This is a genomic window from Xanthomonas sp. WHRI 7945 (assembly GCF_035026585.1).
In genome coordinates, this window is record NZ_JAYIQP010000004.1 from 45666 (window position 1) to 62962 (window position 17297).

Annotated in this window: 14 protein-coding genes; 7 read left to right on the top strand and 7 right to left on the bottom strand. The window is 69.9% G+C overall.

The genetic code is table 11. The annotated features are described in order from the left end of the window. Positions 1-51 precede the first annotated feature (51 nt). From VDQ83_RS04630 to VDQ83_RS04655, 6 genes are all read left to right on the top strand, one after another. A complete protein-coding gene (locus tag VDQ83_RS04630) occupies positions 52-774 on the top strand; it encodes a GntR family transcriptional regulator (RefSeq protein ID WP_263398522.1) in 723 nt (240 codons plus the stop codon). 40 nt (positions 775-814) lie between these two features. After that, positions 815-2095 carry a sugar MFS transporter gene (locus tag VDQ83_RS04635; protein WP_309914043.1) on the top strand — a complete coding sequence of 427 codons (1281 nt, stop codon included), beginning with the start codon at positions 815-817 and terminating at the stop codon, positions 2093-2095. A gap of 42 nt (positions 2096-2137) precedes the next feature. Beyond that, the gene (locus VDQ83_RS04640) at positions 2138-3205 is read left to right on the top strand and encodes a LacI family DNA-binding transcriptional regulator (protein ID WP_263395727.1); all 1068 of its coding nucleotides are present in this window, start codon (positions 2138-2140) and stop codon (positions 3203-3205) included. Between the two features lie 8 nt (positions 3206-3213). Further along, a complete protein-coding gene (locus VDQ83_RS04645; RefSeq protein WP_455434143.1) occupies positions 3214-4242 on the top strand; it encodes an SIS domain-containing protein in 1029 nt (342 codons plus the stop codon). Beyond that, complete coding sequence (gene nagA / locus VDQ83_RS04650) at positions 4242-5387, top strand: N-acetylglucosamine-6-phosphate deacetylase (RefSeq protein ID WP_263395726.1); 1146 nt, start codon at positions 4242-4244, stop codon at positions 5385-5387. The genes VDQ83_RS04645 and nagA overlap by 1 nt, the downstream gene beginning before the upstream one ends. 194 nt (positions 5388-5581) lie before the next feature. Continuing rightward, positions 5582-6388: a fructosamine kinase family protein gene (locus VDQ83_RS04655; protein ID WP_455434039.1), complete on the top strand. Its 807-nt coding sequence runs from the start codon at positions 5582-5584 to the stop codon at positions 6386-6388. Positions 6389-6607: 219 nt separating this feature from the next. Here the strand turns inward: VDQ83_RS04655 and VDQ83_RS04660 are convergent, their stop codons facing one another. The 3 genes from VDQ83_RS04660 to VDQ83_RS04670 form a co-directional block, all read right to left on the bottom strand. Continuing rightward, positions 6608-7843 (bottom strand): multifunctional CCA addition/repair protein, encoded by a 1236-nt coding sequence (locus tag VDQ83_RS04660; RefSeq protein ID WP_455434040.1) that lies wholly within the window; start codon positions 7841-7843, stop codon positions 6608-6610. Positions 7844-7928: 85 nt separating this feature from the next. Continuing rightward, positions 7929-9896 carry a transglycosylase SLT domain-containing protein gene (locus VDQ83_RS04665; protein ID WP_455434041.1) on the bottom strand — a complete coding sequence of 656 codons (1968 nt, stop codon included), beginning with the start codon at positions 9894-9896 and terminating at the stop codon, positions 7929-7931. Between the two features lie 8 nt (positions 9897-9904). Next, complete coding sequence (locus VDQ83_RS04670; protein WP_455434042.1) at positions 9905-10126, bottom strand: hypothetical protein; 222 nt, start codon at positions 10124-10126, stop codon at positions 9905-9907. 514 nt (positions 10127-10640) lie between these two features. On the opposite strand from VDQ83_RS04670, the gene VDQ83_RS04675 reads away from it, so the two are divergent. Then, positions 10641-13526: a TonB-dependent receptor gene (locus VDQ83_RS04675; protein WP_455434043.1), complete on the top strand. Its 2886-nt coding sequence runs from the start codon at positions 10641-10643 to the stop codon at positions 13524-13526. A 116-nt stretch (positions 13527-13642) separates the two neighbouring features. Here the strand turns inward: VDQ83_RS04675 and VDQ83_RS04680 are convergent, their stop codons facing one another. The 4 genes from VDQ83_RS04680 to VDQ83_RS04695 all read right to left on the bottom strand — a co-directional run bounded on the left by VDQ83_RS04680 (position 13643) and on the right by VDQ83_RS04695 (position 17168). Next, entirely contained in the window at positions 13643-14410 is a 768-nt protein-coding gene (locus VDQ83_RS04680) for an endonuclease/exonuclease/phosphatase family protein (RefSeq protein ID WP_263395721.1), read from the bottom strand. Positions 14411-14430: 20 nt separating this feature from the next. Further along, the gene (locus VDQ83_RS04685) at positions 14431-15258 is read right to left on the bottom strand and encodes a thiol:disulfide interchange protein DsbA/DsbL (protein ID WP_455434044.1); all 828 of its coding nucleotides are present in this window, start codon (positions 15256-15258) and stop codon (positions 14431-14433) included. Between the two features lie 361 nt (positions 15259-15619). Further along, positions 15620-16261 carry a thiol:disulfide interchange protein DsbA/DsbL gene (locus tag VDQ83_RS04690; protein WP_309914074.1) on the bottom strand — a complete coding sequence of 214 codons (642 nt, stop codon included), beginning with the start codon at positions 16259-16261 and terminating at the stop codon, positions 15620-15622. Positions 16262-16346: 85 nt separating this feature from the next. Continuing rightward, a complete protein-coding gene (locus VDQ83_RS04695; protein WP_455434045.1) occupies positions 16347-17168 on the bottom strand; it encodes a c-type cytochrome in 822 nt (273 codons plus the stop codon). Between the last annotated feature and the right edge of the window lie 129 nt (positions 17169-17297).

A 17297-nucleotide genomic window follows, 5' to 3' on the forward strand; every position in this document is an offset into this window, starting at 1 on the left:
CGGTCTGGAGCGAGCACGATGACCAAGCCCAAGCCGGAGGCCGACCCCAGACTGGCGGGCCTGGCGGTGGACCCGAGCGCCCCGACCCCGCTGTACCTGCAACTGGCGAGCAAGCTGGTCGAGGCGATCAAGGGCGGGCAGTGGAAGCCGGGCGAGGCCTTGCCGGCCGAACGCCAGTTGTGCGAGCAACTGCAGGTGTCGCGGGTGACCCTGCGCCAGGCGGTGGATGCGCTGGTCGAACAGGGCCTGGTTTCGCGCCGGCAGGGCGCCGGCACCTTCATCACCTCGCATATCCAGCACCAGCTCAGTGGCCTGGCCAGCTTCAGCGAGACCCTGCGCATGAAGGGCCTGGAACCGGGCACGCGCTGGCTGGAGCGGCGCATCCGCCCGGCCCACGGCGAGGAGATCCTGCGCCTGGGCCTGTCGCCGGACACCGTGGTGGCGTCGCTGACCCGCCTGCGCAGCGCCGACGGCCGGGTCATGGCCTACGAGAAGGCGGTGCTGCCGCAGCGCGTCGTGCCCGATCCGCTGGCGATCGGCGATTCGCTGTACGCCCACCTGGACGAGCACGGCCACCCGGTGGTGCGCGCGTTGCAGTACTTCCGCGCGATCAACCTGCCGGCGCGGCTGGCCGGACACCTGGGGATGAAGGAAGGCGAGGCGATCCTGCACGTGGTGCGGGTCGGCTACACCCGCGACGGCAGTGCGATCGAACTGACCGACACCTATTGCCACAACGACTACTACGACTTCGTCGCCGAACTGCGACGCTGATCCGTCCGAACCCACGCGCCTTCCCGGAGCCCGCCCGCCCATGACCACCGCACGGCCTGCCAGTCCCTTCGCCTCGATCGCCATCGTCGGGTTGCTGTTCTTCATCATCGGCTTCTTCACCTGGATCAACGGCCCGCTGATCACCTTCGTGCGGCTGGCGTTCGACCTCAACGAGGTCAACGCGTTCCTGGTGCTGATGGTGTTCTACCTGTCGTATTTCTTCCTGGCGCTGCCGTCGTCGTGGATCCTCAAGCGCACCGGCATGAAGAAGGGCCTGGCGCTGAGCCTGGTGGTGATGGCGGTGGGCGCGGCGGCGTTCGGCCAGTTCGCCACGCAGCGTTTCTATCCCGGCGCGCTGGCCGGCCTGTTCGTGATCGGCAGCAGCCTGGCGCTGCTGCAGACCGCGATCAATCCGTACATCAGCATCCTCGGCCCGATCGAGAGCGCGGCGCGGCGCATCGCGGTGATGGGCATCTGCAACAAGATCGCCGGCATCCTGGCGCCGTTCCTGATCGGCACGCTGGTGCTGCACGGCGTCGGCGACCTGTCCATGCAGGTGCAGGCCGCCGACCCGGTGGCCAAGGACGTGCTGCTCGATGCGTTCGCCGCCAAGATCCACCTGCCGTACCTGGTGATGGCCGGAGTGCTGGTGCTGGTGGCGATCGGCGTGCTGTTCTCGCCGTTGCCGGAGCTGAAGGCGTCCGAAGCCAACGCCACGCCGGCCGCCGCCGGCAATGCCGCGCAGAAGACCAGCATCTTCCAGTTCCCGCACCTGTGGCTGGGCGTGCTGTGCCTGTTCGTGTACGTGGGCGTGGAAGTGATGGCCGGCGATGCGATCGGCACCTACGGCAACGGCTTCCACCTGCCGCTGGACCAGACCAAGCTGTTCACCTCGTTCACCCTGGCGGCGATGCTGGCCGGCTACGTCGCCGGCCTGCTGCTGATCCCGAAGGTGATCTCGCAGGCGCGCTACCTCAGCGTCTCGGCGCTGCTGGGCGTGCTGTTCTCGCTCGGCGCCTACGTCACCCATGGCTACGTGTCGGTGGCCTTCGTCGCCGCGCTGGGCTTCGCCAACGCGATGATGTGGCCGGCGATCTTCCCGCTGGCGATCAAGGGCCTGGGCCGCCACACCGAGATCGGCTCGGCGCTGCTGGTGATGGGCATCGCCGGCGGCGCGATCATCCCGCAGCTGTTCGCGGTGCTGAAGCAGCACTTCGACTTCCAGCTGGTGTTCCTGCTGCTGATGGTGCCCTGCTATCTGTACATCCTGTTCTATTCCCTGATCGGCCACCGCGCCGGCCAGGCCTCGGCCGGCGCGTGATCGCGCATCATGGGCACACTTCCCGACGTGCAGGACCGCAGCATGCGTAGACCCACCATCAAAGACGTCGCCGAACGGGCGCGGGTGTCGCTGAAGACCGTGTCGCGGGTCATCAACAACGAACCGTCGGTGATGCAGGCCACGCGCGCACGCGTGCTGCACGCCATCGCCGAGCTGGACTACGAGCCGGATCCGTCGGCGCGCAACCTGCGCAGCGGCACCCCGTTCGTGATCGGGCTGGTGTACGACAACCCCAATCCGTACCACATCATCGGCGTGCAGAACGGCGTGCTGGCGGCGTGCCGCGAGACCGGCTTCGGCCTGCAGATCCATCCCTGCGACTCGACCTCGCCGATGCTGGCCGAGGAACTGGCCGAGTGGACCCAGCGCTCGCGCCTGGCCGGACTGGTGCTGACCGCGCCGATGTCCGAGCGCGCCGAACTGGTCGCGGCGTTGAGCGCGCGTGGGATCAAGACCGTGCGCATCATCGCCGCCACCGAGGATCCCAAGGACGGCCCCTGCGTCTACGTCGACGACCGCGACGCCGCCTACGAGGTCACCGAGCACCTGATCCAGCTCGGCCACCAGCGCATCGGTTTCCTGTGGGGCGGTACCTCGCACCGCTCCAGCGGCGAGCGCTATGCCGGCTACGAAGCGGCGCTGAAGGACTACGGCATCACCCTGGACAAGCACCTGGTGATTCCCGGCGACTACACCTTCGACGACGGTTTCCGCGGCGCGCGGCGGTTGCTGGCGCTGCGCGAACCGCCGACCGCGATCTTCGGTTCCAACGACGAGATCGCCGCCGGCGTGCTGGCCGCGGCCAAGTCGGCCGGCATGAACGTGCCCTACGACCTGTCCATCGCCGGCTTCGAGGACAGCCCGTTCTCGCGCCAGTCGTGGCCGGCGCTGACTACCGCCAAGCAGGCCACCGAGGACATCGCCCGCCATGCCGCGCGGCTGCTGATCAGCCAGCTGCGCAGCGATGCCTACGAAGAGCATCCGGCGCCGATGCACAACCAGGGTTTCGTGCCGCAGCTGGTGGTGCGCGGCTCCACCGCGCCGATGCAGCCGCACTCCCGCCGCTCTCCTTCCCCCGATCCCACATGACCCTGCCCATGGCATTGCCCACCGAAACCGAAACCCTGATGTTCCGCGAAGCGGCGCAAACCGCCGACGTCGTCGCCGCGCAGTTCGCGCGCAACCATGCGGTGGTGAGCGCGCTGGCCGCGGCGCTGCGCGCCGATCCGCCGCCGTTCGTGGTCACCTGCGCGCGCGGCAGTTCCGACCACGCCGCGACCTACGCCAAGTACCTGTTCGAGACCCAGCTCGGCGTGGTCACCGCCTCGGCCTCGCCGTCGGTGGGCTCGGTGTACGCCTCGCCGCTGCAGTTGCGCGGCGCGCTGTACGTGGTGATCTCGCAGTCCGGCAAGAGCCCGGACCTGCTGCGCAACGCGGAAGCGGCCAAGGCCGCCGGCGCGCGCGTGGTGGCGCTGGTCAACGTCGAGGATTCGCCATTGGCACAGCTGGCCGACACGGTGATTCCGCTCGGCGCCGGCCCGGAGAAGAGCGTGGCGGCGACCAAGAGCTACCTGGCCTCGCTGGCGGCGATCCTGCAGCTCGGCGCGTACTGGAAGAACGACCCGGCGCTGCTCGCCGAGCTGGACGCGCTGCCGCAGGCGCTGCGCGCCGCCTGGCAGGCCGACTGGCGCCCGCTCACCGACGGCCTGGCCGATGCGCACAACCTGTTCGTGCTCGGCCGCGGCCTGGGCCTGGCCGCCGCGCAGGAGGCGGCGCTGAAGTTCAAGGAAACCTGCGGCCTGCATGCCGAGGCGTACAGCTCGGCGGAAGTGAAGCACGGGCCGATGGCGCTGGTCGGCCCCGGCTTCCCGGTGCTGGCCTTCGCCCAGCCGGACGAGACCGGCCCCGGCACCCGCAGCCTGGCCGAAGAGTTCCGCGGCCGCGGCGCGCAGGTGTGGCTGGCCAGCGCCGACGGCGACCTGCCGCTGGTCGCCGCGCCGCACCCGGTGTGCGCGCCGCTGCTGACCATCCAGAGTTTCTACCGCGCGATCAACGCGCTGGCGCTGCGCCGCGGCTACAACCCGGACCTGCCGCCGCATCTGAACAAAGTGACGGAGACGGTGTAATGACGACGACGGCGCTGCGCAATGCGCGCGTACTCGGCGAGGACGGATTCCTCGATGGCGTGAGCGTGCTGCTGGACGGCGGACGCATCGCCGCGGTGCTCGACGACGGCGACGCGCGCGTGGCCGCGGCGGCGCAGCAGCTGGACCTGGGCGGCGGCACGCTGCTGCCGGGCTTCATCGACCTGCAGGTCAACGGCGGCGGCGGCGTGCTGTTCAACAACCACACCGACGCCGACGCGCTGCGCCGCATCGGCCAGGCGCATCGCCGCTACGGCACCACCGGCTACCTGCCGACGCTGATCAGCGACGACGTGGCGGTGATGCGCGCGGCGATCGCCGCGACCCGCCAGGCGATCGCCGACGGCGTGCCGGGCGTGCTCGGCATCCACCTGGAAGGCCCGTACCTGGCGCCGGCGCGCAAGGGCACCCACAACGTCGACAAGTTCCGCGTGCCCGATGCCGAGGAACTGGCGCTGGCCACCTCGCTGGACAATGGCGTCACCCTGATCACGCTGGCGCCGGAGCGCCTGCCGGCCGACAGCATCCGCGCCCTGGCGGCGACCGGCGCGCGCGTGTTCGCCGGGCACACCGCCGGCAGCTACGACGAGATTCGCGCCGGCCTGGACGCGGGCATCTGCGGCTTCACCCATCTGTACAACGCGATGTCGCCGCTGCAGGGGCGCGATCCCGGCGCGGTGGGCGCGGCGCTGGAAGACCGCCACGCCTGGTGCGGCCTGATCGTCGACGGCGTGCACGTGCATCCGGCCAGCCTGCGCGTGGCGCTGGCGGCCAAGCCGCGCGGCACGCTGTTCCTGGTCACCGACGCGATGCCGATGGTCGGCGCCGACAGCCCCAGCTTCGACCTGTACGGCGAAACCATCACCGCCGTGGATGGCGTGGTGCGCAACGCCGCCGGCACGCTGGCCGGCTCGGCGCTGGACATGGCCAGCGCGGTGCGCAACAGCGTGCAGTGGCTGGGCGTGACGCTCGACGAAGCCGCGCGCATGGCCTCGCTGTATCCGGCGCAATGCGTGGGCCTGGACGACCGCTACGGCCGCATCGCAGCGGGCTACCAGGCCGACCTGGTGCTGCTCGACGACGCGCTGCAGGTGCGGCACACCTGGATCGCCGGAGCGATGGAGTAAAACGGCAGATCGGCGATGTCCGACGCCCGGCGGCAACGCCAGCCAGGCGTCGCGCGTTGCGCTGCGGGCGCAGACTGCGTGCCTGCGTTGTAGAGCGCGCCGGCCGTCGCCGCCCTGCCGGTGACGCGCGCCGCGACCGATGTCGCATGTCGCACGCGACATCGCCTTGACCGAAGCCGCTCTAGCCTCGTGCGATGCAATCGACCACGAGCGTCCCGTTCCCGCTGCCGCGCAGCGACGGCCTGCACCGGCTGACGTTGCGCGACGGCCGTCGCGCAATCTGCAAACGCCGCCGCGCGATGCCGGCCGACTTCTTCGCCGCTGAAGTGCGCGGCCTGGACGCACTGCGCGTTGCCGGTGGTCTGCGCGTGCCGCAGATCTATGCGTATGGCGAAGACTGGCTGTTGCTCGAAGACCTGGGCGCGGCAGCGCCGCATCCGCACTTCGCCCGACTCGCCGGCGAGGGCCTGGCGCGCCAGCACCGCGTACGCAGCGAGCGCTTCGGTTTCGACCAGGACGGTTATATCGGCGATGGTCCACAGGACAACCGTACCGACAGCGATGGGTATCGGTTCTTCGTCGAGCGACGGTTGCGCCCGCAGGCAGAGCGCGCGCTGCGCAACGCAGCGCTGGTACCTGCCGACATGACGCGCCTCGAACGGCTGTACGCACGCCTGCCGCAGCTGATCCCGGCGCAGCCGCCGGCGCTGCTGCACGGCGATCTATGGCAGGGCAACCTGCATTGCGCCGGTGACGGACTGCCGGCGCTGATCGATGCCGGCGCGGCGCACTACGGCTGGGCCGAGGCCGAGCTGGCGATGCTGCTGCTGTTCGGCGACCCCGACCCGCAGCTGTTCCTCGGCTATGCCGAGCACGCGCCCCTGGCGGCGGACTGGCGCGAACGCGCGCCGCTGTACAACCTCTACCACCTGCTCAACCACCTCAACCTGTTCGGTAGCGGCTATCTGCGAGCGGTGCGTGCGGTGCTGGCGCGCTATTGATGGCCGCGGTGCGCGCGGCTGGCGAATTCGGCCAAGACATCTGCGACGGCGGTTTGTTGTAGGAGCGGCTTCAGCCGCGACAGATATCCGAGCGACCTGTTGCCGATCGAGATCGCCGACGACCTGTCGCGGCTGAAGCCGCTCCTACAGGGTTTCCCAGAATCACGGAACAAGCGCCTGGGCCAAACTGCGAGATATGTGGCGTGAGGCCTGGCCGCGTCAGTCCGCGAGCGCGGCGCGCGCTGCGGCGATCGCCTTGATCCGCGCCTTCGCCAATGCTTCGCCGATTTGCGGGCCGCTCAGGCCCTGCGCGGCCAGGTCGCGGGCGTTGATCGCCAGCGCGGCGGCGTGCAGGCGCTGCAGTTCGCGGCCCTGCGGGTAGTCGGCGTCCTCGCTGCCGAGGCGGCCGCGCTTGTCGGCCTCGCACACCAGCGCCAGTTGCGCGATGCGCTCGGGCTTGCGGAAGCCGTCGCAGCGCTGCAGCAGTTCGTGCACGGTGCGATCGCGCAGCTCGGCCAGGCGATGTACGTTCAGGTGCTCGCGGCAGGCGATCTCGGCCAGCTGGCGGTGTTCCTGCGGCAGCTTCAGGCGCTCGCACAGTGCGCGCAGCGGGGTGACGCCGCGCTGTTCGTGCATCACGTGGCGGGGCCATTCCGCTTCCGGCGTCAGCGCCTTGCCCAGGTCGTGGGTCAGTGCGGCGAAACCGATCAGCGCATCGCCCGGCGCGAGCCGCGCGGCCATGTCGCTGACCAGTTCCTGATGGCGCCCGGTATCGATCTCGGGATGGTATTCGGCGCGCTGCGGCACGCCGTACAACGCGTCCAGTTCCGGCAGCACGCTGCGCAGCGCGTCGGCGTCGTGCAGCGTGCGCAGGAACGCCGACGGCTGCGCCGCGGCCAGGCTGCGCCGCAGTTCCTGCCACACGCGCTCGGGCACCAGCGTGTCCAGTTCGCCGCTGGCCGCCATCTGGCGCATCAGCGCCAGCGTTTCCGGCGCCACGCTGAAACCCAGCGGGGCAAGCCGCGCCATGAAGCGCGCGGCGCGCAGCACGCGCAGCGGGTCTTCGCCGAACGCGGGGCCGATATGGCGCAGTACGCGCTGTTCGATGTCGCGCACGCCGCCGTAGGGATCGACCAGCGCACCGCTGTCCTCGTCGCGGGCGATCGCGTTGATGGTGAAGTCGCGCCGCTGTAGGTCTTCTTCCAACGTCACCGACGGGTCGGCGTCGACGACGAAGCCGTGGTAGCCGCGCCCGGACTTGCGCTCGGTGCGCGCCAGCGCGTATTCCTCGCCGTTGTGCGGATGCAGGAACACCGGGAAATCGCGGCCGACCTGCTTGTAACCCAGTTCCAGCATCCGCTGCGGCGTGGCGCCGACCACGACCCAGTCGCGGTCACCTGGCGGCTGCTTGAGCAGGCTATCGCGGACGGCGCCGCCGACGAGGTAGGTCTTCATCGGGCGGGACCGGGGACGGGGGCCCGGGGACCCGGAACAGCGGCTGCGTAGGTGTCGCGCCGCTCCTGCGCAGCGGAGCGGGGACTCATTGTCCGGTCCCGGCGTTGGCGCCGGTGGATGGGCAGACGAACTTCTTGCGCGGCGCGTCCAGCTTGCCGAGCATGCGGTCGCTGACCGGCAGCGCGTCGCCGTTGAGGCGCCAGTCGTAGATCACGCTGAAGGCGAGGATGCGTGCGACGTACTCACGGGTTTCCTTGTAGCTGATCGTCTCGATCCAGAAGTCGGCGTCGTGGCCGGGGCGTTGGCTCTGCCAGCGCTGCGCCGGGCCGGGGCCGGCGTTGTAGGCGGCGATGGTCAGGTACGGCAGGCCGTAGGTATTCAGCAGCTGGCGCAGGTAGGCGGTGCCGATGGCGATGTTGGTGTCCGGGTCGTACAGGCTGGCGGCACCGCCGTATCCGGCCAGGCCGAGGTTCCTGGCGACGCTGGCGCCGGTGGCCGGCAGCACCTGCATCAGGCCCATCGCATTGGCCGGCGAACGCGCGTTCGGATTGAAGATGCTCTCGGCGCGGATTTCGGCGGCGACCCAGGCCGGGTCGATGGCGTTCTTGCCGGCTTCGCGGCGGATGGTGGCGTCGTGGTGCAACGGGAAGCGCAGCGAATACAGGCGCTGCTCGTCCGGCGACTTGCCCAGCGAGAACACTGCGCGGTCGAACCAGCCGTTGTCGCGCGCCACTTCCACCGCGATGCGCCGCCGGGTGTCGTCGAAGCGGCTCAGCGCGTCGTTCCATTCGGCCACCGCCCAGGACGCGCGCTCGATCTTGAACAGTTCCAGCGCGCGCACCAATGCCGGATCGCGCGCGACCGCGGCCTGTGCCTGCGCGCTGTCGTTGGGCTCCCACGGACACAGCGCGTACGGCTGCTTGAGCCGGTCGGCGGCCATGAAGCCGTGGAAGGTGGCGGACTTGGCCGCCTCGCGGTACAGCCGCTGCGCCTCGCCGGCATTGCCGGTCTTCTCCGCCAGCCGCGCCTCGAAATACTGCCAGCGCGAATCGCTGCGCTGCGCCGGCGCCATCTTGCGGATCGCCGCCAGCGCCGCGGGCCAGTCGCCGCGCGACATCGCCTCGCGCGCGCGCCACTCGTGCAGGCGTTCGTCGTAGGCGGACTCGGGCACCGCGTTGAGCCGGCGCGCCGAATCCGGGCCGTAGGACGCCACGGTCCACAGCGCGATCTGGTACAGCACCTCGCCGCGTTGCGCCTCGCTCAGCTGCAGCGCCTGGGCGAACTGCGGCAACTGCCGCTCGGCCGCATCCGGATCGGTCTTGGCCAGTTTTTCCAGGCCGTCCACCGCCACCTTGCGGCTGCGCTCGGTCTTCGGCCAGGTCAGCGCACGCGTATGCACCGCGTCCAGGAACGCCGCGTAGTCGTTGGCCAGGGCCAGCTCGGCGGCGGGCAGGCCGCGCGCGGCGCTGCGCATCACCGCCGGCTGCTGCGCGTCGGCCGCCGCTTCCACGCGCGTCCAGCGCAATGCGTCGGTCATGCCGCCGCGCGCCTGCAGCACCGCGAACACCGAGTCGCAGGCATCCGGCAGCGACTTGCCGCTGCTGCGCCACAACGCCTGCGCCTCGTCGACCCATTGCGCATCGGCGCGGCCGGTGGCCTGGCGCGCATTGAGCTGGGCACAGCGCAGGCCGGTGTTGTCGGTGGGCTTCCAGTTGGCCAGCAGCGCCGGCCAATCCTGGCGCCGCGCCAGCGCCGGCAGCCACAGCGTGCGGAAACTCTCGGCCACCGGTTGCCCGGCGTAGCGCTTGAGGAAATCCTGCGCCTGCGCGTCGGAGACGCGGTCGATATTGCGGCGCAGGTTGGCGTATTCGAGCCAGCCGTACAGCGGATGCTGCCTGAATGCCGCTGCCTGGGCGGGATCGAACTGGCCGCGCTCGGCGGCGTCGATCGCCGCGCGCAGCGCCGGACGCTGGGCATCCAGATTCTGGGCGAGGGCGGGAGCGGTGCCGCATAACGCGGCGGCGAGCAGCAGGAGAGACGTGCGCAATTTCATGCGCAGGACTATACCGAACGTCGATGAATCGACGCGCCGGGAAAGAGCGCGGCGGCTTCGCCAGCGTAGGTGGACCGCGCCGCGCTGGCGCGTTCGCTGAGGCATGCGGCGGCCTGTGCAGCGATGTCGATCGGAACAGACACGTTGACGGGAATCGCGGGATCGAGACCTTGCGCCGGCTGTGCCTTGCGGTGGGCAGCAGCCTGCGCGGTGCTGGGTGGCGCGCGCATGGGCGATGCCGCCACGGCCATCGCGCGCCGGACCGATTGGGCGTGGAGCAGATGCGGGAATGCGTTCCATGCCCGGCGACGCCGTCCGCCGCAAGCCGCTCTTCGTGCTGCATCGGCCCGCCTCCGCCGTGCATGGCAACAGGCGCAACAGGCGTTGCTGCCTCGGCCGCCGCGTCGCTGCGCCATGGGCCGATCGCGTCCTTGACTCGCAGCGGCCCGACCGACACTGCCGGGGACAGCGCCCGGCCGGATCGCTCGCGCCACCAGCGGGAATGTCGCTGCTGCGGCATGTTTCCGCGCGCGTCCGCATGACATGGCGTGTCCCGCGCTGCCTGCAGGCGCGCCCGGCCACGCCGCCGTCGTGTCTACGAAGTCGTCCAGTCGGTCCGGGACTGTCCGAATCCGGCTCCTGGCGCTTGCTTAGCGTTTACGTTTTGTTTACAAAGTGGGTCACGCCGTCGCGGTGCAGGGGGTCGCAGCGGCCGACCCACATCCTTTCTGGAGAGAGAGACGGATGAATTTCCTGCACCGCCATCCTTTGGTTTTCGCCGTTTCGTTGTCCTTGCTGGCCGGTTCGCCCGGGCTGGCCATCGCCCAGCAGGCCGCGCCCGCTGCCCCCGAGTCGGCCACCACCCTGGACAGCGTCCAGGTCACCGGCACGCGCATCCGCAGGGCCGAGCTGGAAGGCCAGGTGCCGGTGCAGACGCTGAGCCGCGCCGACATCGAACGCACCGGGCTGAACTCGATCGGCGACGTGCTGCAGGAGCTCACCGCGTCCGGCTCGGCGTTGAACGCCAAGTTCAACTCCTCCGGCAACTTCGGCTTCCCGCCGGACGGCAGCGGCGTCGGCGCCGGTTCTGCGCAGGTGGACCTGCGCCATCTGGGCTCCAAGCGGGTGCTGGTGCTGGTCGACGGCATGCGCTGGGTCAACGAGTCCTCGGCCTCGGGCGTGGGCTCGTCCACCGACCTCAACACCATCCCGTTGGCCATCGTCGAGCGGATCGAAGTGCTGGAGGACGGCGCCTCGTCGCTGTACGGCTCCGATGCCATCGCCGGCGTGGTCAACATCATCACCCGGCGCAAGTTCGACGGCGGCCAGGTCACGCTGAACTACGGCCAGTACGACAAGGGCGACGGCGCCAGCAAGGGCTTCGACCTGGCCTGGGGCCACAGTACCGAGCGCACCAGTCTGTTCCTGGGCGCCAGCTACACCAAGCAGGACCCGATCTACGCGCGCGATCGCAAGCAGTCGCTGTATCCGGTGCCCGGCACCGGGCTCAGCTTCGCCAGCTCGGCCACGCCGGACGGTCGCTTCATCTTCGTCGATCCGGTCACCGGCGCCGAGCAGGACCTGACCCTGAACAGCGGCGTGCGCGGCCCGGCCTACGACGGCAGCGCCGGCTGCACGCGCAGCGACGACTACCACTGCTTCGGTACCTCCGACCGCTACAACTTCGCCGCCTCCAACCTGCTGCTGACCCCGTCCGAACGCAAGGGCGTGTTCGGCCAGTTCCGCTACTTCTTCAACGACGACGTGCAGTGGTACCTGAAGGTGCTCGGCAATCGACGCGAGTCGACCAACCAGGCCGGACCGGAACCGATCTTCCTCGGCCCCGATGCCGGCACCGGCAATCCGCTGGCCGACAACATCGTCATTTCCGCGGCCAACCCGTACAACCCGTTCGGCTTCGACCTGGATTCGGCCAGCAACCTGATCATGATCGGGCGCCGGCCGGTGGAAGGCGGTGCGCGCGTGTTCGAGCAGCGCGTGGACACCCAGTACGTCGGCACCGGCTTCATCGGCAGCTTCGAGAGCGCCGACCGCACCTGGTTCTGGGACGTCAACGGCGCCTACAGCAAGAACAAGGCCGAGCAGACCAACTACGGCAGCTACAACATCTACAACATCAACCTGGCGCTGGGCGACCCGGCCGCATGCGCGGCGGTGGCCGGCTGCGTGCCGCTGGATATCTTCGGCGGCGCCGGCAGCATCACCCCGGAGATGCTGCGCTGGATCCAGCCGGTGGTGCGCGACCGCAGCCAGAACGAGCTGACCCAGTTCACCGCCAACCTCAGCAGCGACCTGTTCACGCTGCCGGCCGGCGCGGTGTCCTTCGCCACCGGCGTGGAGTACCGCAAGTACGAGGGCTGGTACCAGCCCGATCCGCTGACCGTGATCGGCCACTACAACGGCGTGCCGTCGTTGCCGACCGAGGGCAGTTACGACGTCAAGGAGGCCTACCTCGAACTGAGCGTACCGATCTTCGCCGACTCGCCGCTGGGCGACAAACTCGACCTGAGCCTGGCCGGGCGCTATTCCGACTACTCCACCTTCGGCGGCAAGTTCACCCCGAAGTACGGCCTGCGCTGGCAGGTGTCGCCGGACTTCGTGCTGCGCACCAGCTTCGCCGAAGGCTTCCGCGCACCGACCATCGGCGAACTGTACGGCTCGGCCGCGCGCGCCGACCTGACCCTGTCCGATCCGTGCTCGATCGGCCTCGGCGGCACCCCGCCGCGCGGCAGCGCCGCCAACTGCGCCGCGCTCGGCGTGCCGGCCGGCTACCAGCAGGCCAACTCGCAGATCTCGGTGACCACCGGCGGCAACCGCGCGCTGGAGCCGGAGGAAGCGCGCAGCTTCAGCGCCGGCTTCGTGTGGAGCCCGTGGTTCGCCAGCAACGTACCGTGGTCGGACCGCTTCGACGTCGAGGTGACCTTCTACCGCCACGACATCGAAGGCGCGATCCAGGCGATCAACGCGCAGACCCAGCTCGACCTGTGCGTGGACTCGCTCGATCCGACCTATTGCACCGGCATCACCCGGGCCTCCACCGGCGGCATCAACGGTTTCAACAACCGCCTGACCAACCTCGGCTCGATCAAGACCGACGGCTGGGACGTGGACCTGTTCTGGACCTCGCCGGAGACCGCGGCCGGACGCTTCAAGATCGGCTGGCAGAACACCTTCGTCACCCGCTATGTCGCCACCGGCGCCGCCGGCCAGGTGCAGCCGCAGGAACCGGGCGTGGAAGTGGTGGACAGCGCGATCCCGGAGTGGACCAGCAACCTGACCCTGGACTGGTCGCTCGACCGCTGGAACGCGTCGTGGACGGTGCGGCACATTTCCGAACTGACCGAGCAGTGCGGCGACGCGGTGGCGTTCCCGGTGTGCAGCGACCAGGCGGCCGGCACCAACACGCTGGATGCGACCACCTACCACGACGTGCAGCTGGGCTACCGCATCGACTGGCTGAAGGGCCTGACCGTCAGCGGCGGCGTCAACAACGTCTTCGACAAGGACCCGCCGATCTGCCTGTCGTGCTCGCTCAACGGCTACGACGCATCCACCTACGACATCCCGGGCGGGCGCTATCTGTATGTGCGTGCGGACCTGAAGTTCTAGGCGCCTTCGATCCAGAGGGTAGCCCCTTGTGGGAGCGACTTCAGTCGCGACGGGCTTTACCGATACGGCCCGTCGCGGCTGAAGCCGCTCCTACAAAAAAGCGGCAGCCGCCAGCGCTAGCGCAACATCCCCTGCGGCACTTCGATCTCGGTGGCCACCGCCAGGTGGTCGGAGAACGCGGCGGGCAAGGCGCGCTGTTCGTTGCAGCGCAGGCCGTCGCTGACCAGGATGTGGTCGATCGCGCGCTGCGGGCGCCAGCTGGGGAAGGTCGGCACCACGCAGCCCGGCGGTTGCAGCCGGGTGCGCTTGTACAGTGCCTGCATCTCCGGCCGGTCGGCGACGCAGTTGAAGTCGCCCATCAGCACCGCGTTGGGATGGTCGGACAGCAATTCGGCGATGAAGGCCAACTGCGATGCGCGCGAATTGGCGCCCAGCGACAGATGCGCCACCGCGATCGCCAGCCCCTCGGCGCCGTCGCCGAACTTGGCCAGCAGCACGCCACGCCCGCCGAGCCGGCCGGGCAGGGGATGGTCCTGCACCTCGACCGGTTCCAGCCGGCTGAGCAGGCCGTTGGCGCTGGAGGCCACGCCGCCCATGCGTCGGTTCGGCTGGTGGCTCCAGTAGTTGAAGCCAGCGCGCTCGGCCAGATAGTGGGTCTGGTTGGTGAAGCCCGAGCGCAGGCTGCCCGGATCGCTTTCCTGCAGGCCGACGATGTCGTGCTCGCGGGCCAACTGCGCGATCGCGTCCAGGCTGCTGCGCTTGCTCCCCGCAGGCAGCGCATGCGACCAGCTGCGGGTCACGTAGTCGCTGTAGCGGCGCGTGCTGGAGCCTGCCTGGATATTGGCGGTGAGCACGCGCAGCGTGCGGGTGGCGGGAACGGTCACGGTGGGGGCGGGGCTCGGGCTTACTTGGCCAGCGTGGCGCGTTCGCGCGCGATCAGGTGATCGGCGATGCGCAGCATGTCGTCGTAGTTCTTGCCCTTGACCAGGTACTTGCCATTGACGATCAGCGACGGCGTGCCGGTGATGCCGCTGCGCGTGGCGAACTGCTTGGCGCGATTGGTCTTGGTGCTGACCGCGAAGCTGCCCATGGTGTCGGCGAACTGCTTGGCGTCCACGCCGTACTTGGCATAGAAGCCGGCGATGTCCTGCACCGAATCGCGGCCGCGCTCGCCCTTCAGGGTCTGGTCGATATGGATCGCCTTGTACAGGGCCTCGTGGGTCTTTTCCTGCACGTTCAGCGCCTCGGCGGCGTAGAACGCGCGGGCGTAGTCGTCCCAGGTGCCGCCGAACATCGCCGGCACGTACACGAAGTGCACGTCCGACGGCAGGCCGGCCTTCCACGGGCCGATCTGCGGCTGAAAGCGCGCACAGGCCGGGCACACGTAGCCGAACACCTCGGCCACCTCGATCTTGCCGTTGGTCGGCTGGAACGGCTGGCCGCCCGCGATGTCGACGTAGTCGGTGCCGGCGACCGGTTCGGCGCCGCTCGGCGTCCGCGCCGCGACCGGTGCGGCCGGGGTGTCGGCGGCAGGCTGCGCAGCGGCATCGGCGGCCGGGGTGGAGGCGTTGTCGGCGGCGGCCGGGGCGGTGTCGCTTGTGGCGGGCGCCGCCGGCGCAGCGGCGGGCGCGTCGGCGGCCGGGGCGGCGGTGTCGGCAGTGCCGTCCTGGGGCTTGCATGCGACCAGGATCGGCAGCAGGGCCATCAGGGTCAGGGCGAAGCGGGTCTTCATCGGCGGCATCTCCAGCAGGATGGGGGCAAACGCCGGCCGCGCCGAAAAAGCGCGACAGGCAACCCCATCATGATGCCATGGCGCGGATGAAGCGCCGCGCTGCCGGGGCGTGTCATCCCTCCCCGGGTAGGCCGCGTGGGTTTGGCAGGCCGTCAGTTGGTGCTGTGTGGCGCAGCGCGCCTGACTGGCGCGGTGAGGTCAAGTCGCGCGGCGCACCGGCTGGCAGCCCTGCAGGGCCAATCCGCAGGGCCGCTGCGCGCACACGCGGCCGCTTCATCGCTTGGCGTGACTTCCTCCCTCTTGCTTGCGGCATGACGTGCAACAGCGGCGCGACCTGCTCGGGAAGGGATGAAGCGCCGGATTACTTGCCCGCGCGCTCGCGGGCGACCAGCGCATCGGCGATGCGCAGCATGTCCTGGAAGTTCTTGCCCTTGACCAGGTACTTGCCGTTGATCACCAGCGCCGGGGTACCGGGAATCTCGGTGCGCGCGGCGAAGTCGCGCGCGGCCTTGACCTGCGCGGTCACCTGCGGGCTGTTGTAGGCGGCGACGAAGTCCTGCGGCTTGACCCCGTACGCGGCATAGAACGCAGCCAGCTCCTCCGGTGCCACGTTCTGCACCGGCACGCTGTGCTTGTCGTGGATCGCCTCGAACAGGGCGTGGTGGCTGCGGGTCTGCACGCCCAGCTTCTGCGCGGCGTAGAACGCGCTGGCGTAGCTGTCCCAGAAACCGCCGAATGCGCCCGGCACCAGCGTCACCCGCACATCCTTGCCCTGCTTGCGCGTCCACTCTTCCAGGATCGGCTCGAAGTGCGCGCAGTGCGGGCAGGTGTAGCCGAACACCTCCACCACCTCGATCTTGCCGGCCAGCGGCGCGAACGGCTGCGGCTTGGCGATCAGCGCGTAGTCCTCGCCTTCGACCACGGTGGCGGCCTTGGGCTGCGCGCAGGCGCCCAGCGGCATCAGGGTGAGCAGGCACAGCAGCAGACGGGGCAGACGGTTCATGCGATCTCCATGGCAAAAAACGAACGCCGGTCGTGACGACCGGCGCGAGAGGGAAGCGGTCCGGCGCCGCCGCGGCGGCGCGCGATCAGGATTGTTGCGCAGGCGCGACCGGTTGTGGCGCCGCTTGCGCTGGCGCGACCTGCGCCGCGGCCGCGTCGTCGGCGCGATCGTGCAGGCCCTGCAGATAACTGCCCAGCGCCTTCATCTCCTGCTCGGTCAAGGGCTTGGCCACCTGCGCCATGATCTTGAACAGCGCCGGATCGCGTTCCTGGGTGGTACCGGACTGGTACTCCTGCAGGCGCCGCGCCACGTAGTCGGCGTGCTGGCCGCCCAGGTGCGGATACGCCGGGCCAGGATTGCCTGCGCCGGTGGGGCCGTGGCAGGCCATGCACGCCGGAATCCCGCGCGCCGGATCGCCGCCGCGGTACAGCTGCTGGCCGACCTCGTAGAACTTCATGCCCGCATATGGGCCGTCGCTGACCACCGCGTCGTCGGCGATGCCGGCGCCCGCCTTCTGCGTGGCGAAATAGGCGCCGATGTCGCGCATGTCCTGCGCGCTCAGCGGCTGCACGAACGGGACCATCGCCGCGACCGCGCCGGTGGTGCGTTCGCCGTGCGCGATCAAGGCCATCTGCCGCGCGCTGTAGCGCTCGCTCTGGCCGGCGATGCGCGGATACATCGCGATCGACGGATTGCCGTCGGCACCGTGGCAGGCGGCGCAGGACGCGGCCTTGGCCTGGCCGGCCTTGGCATCGCCCCAGGCGGCCTTGCTGACGTCGCCTTCCAGCGGCGCGGTACGCACCGGCGCGTTGTCCGGAATGGGAACCACCGAGGTCTGCGCGAACGCGACCGCAGCGGCGGCGGAAACCGCTAGACCAGCAAAGGCAAGAACGCGAGCGTGGCGCATTAGCTGAAGCTCCGTGTGACCCGACCCGCGGCTGCCGGGCCGGCGACCGCATTCGCGCGATTATCCCTGCGCCGCGCCCTGCCGGTCAATGAACCCCGCCCGGACCGGCGGACGTGCGATCCTAGCGCC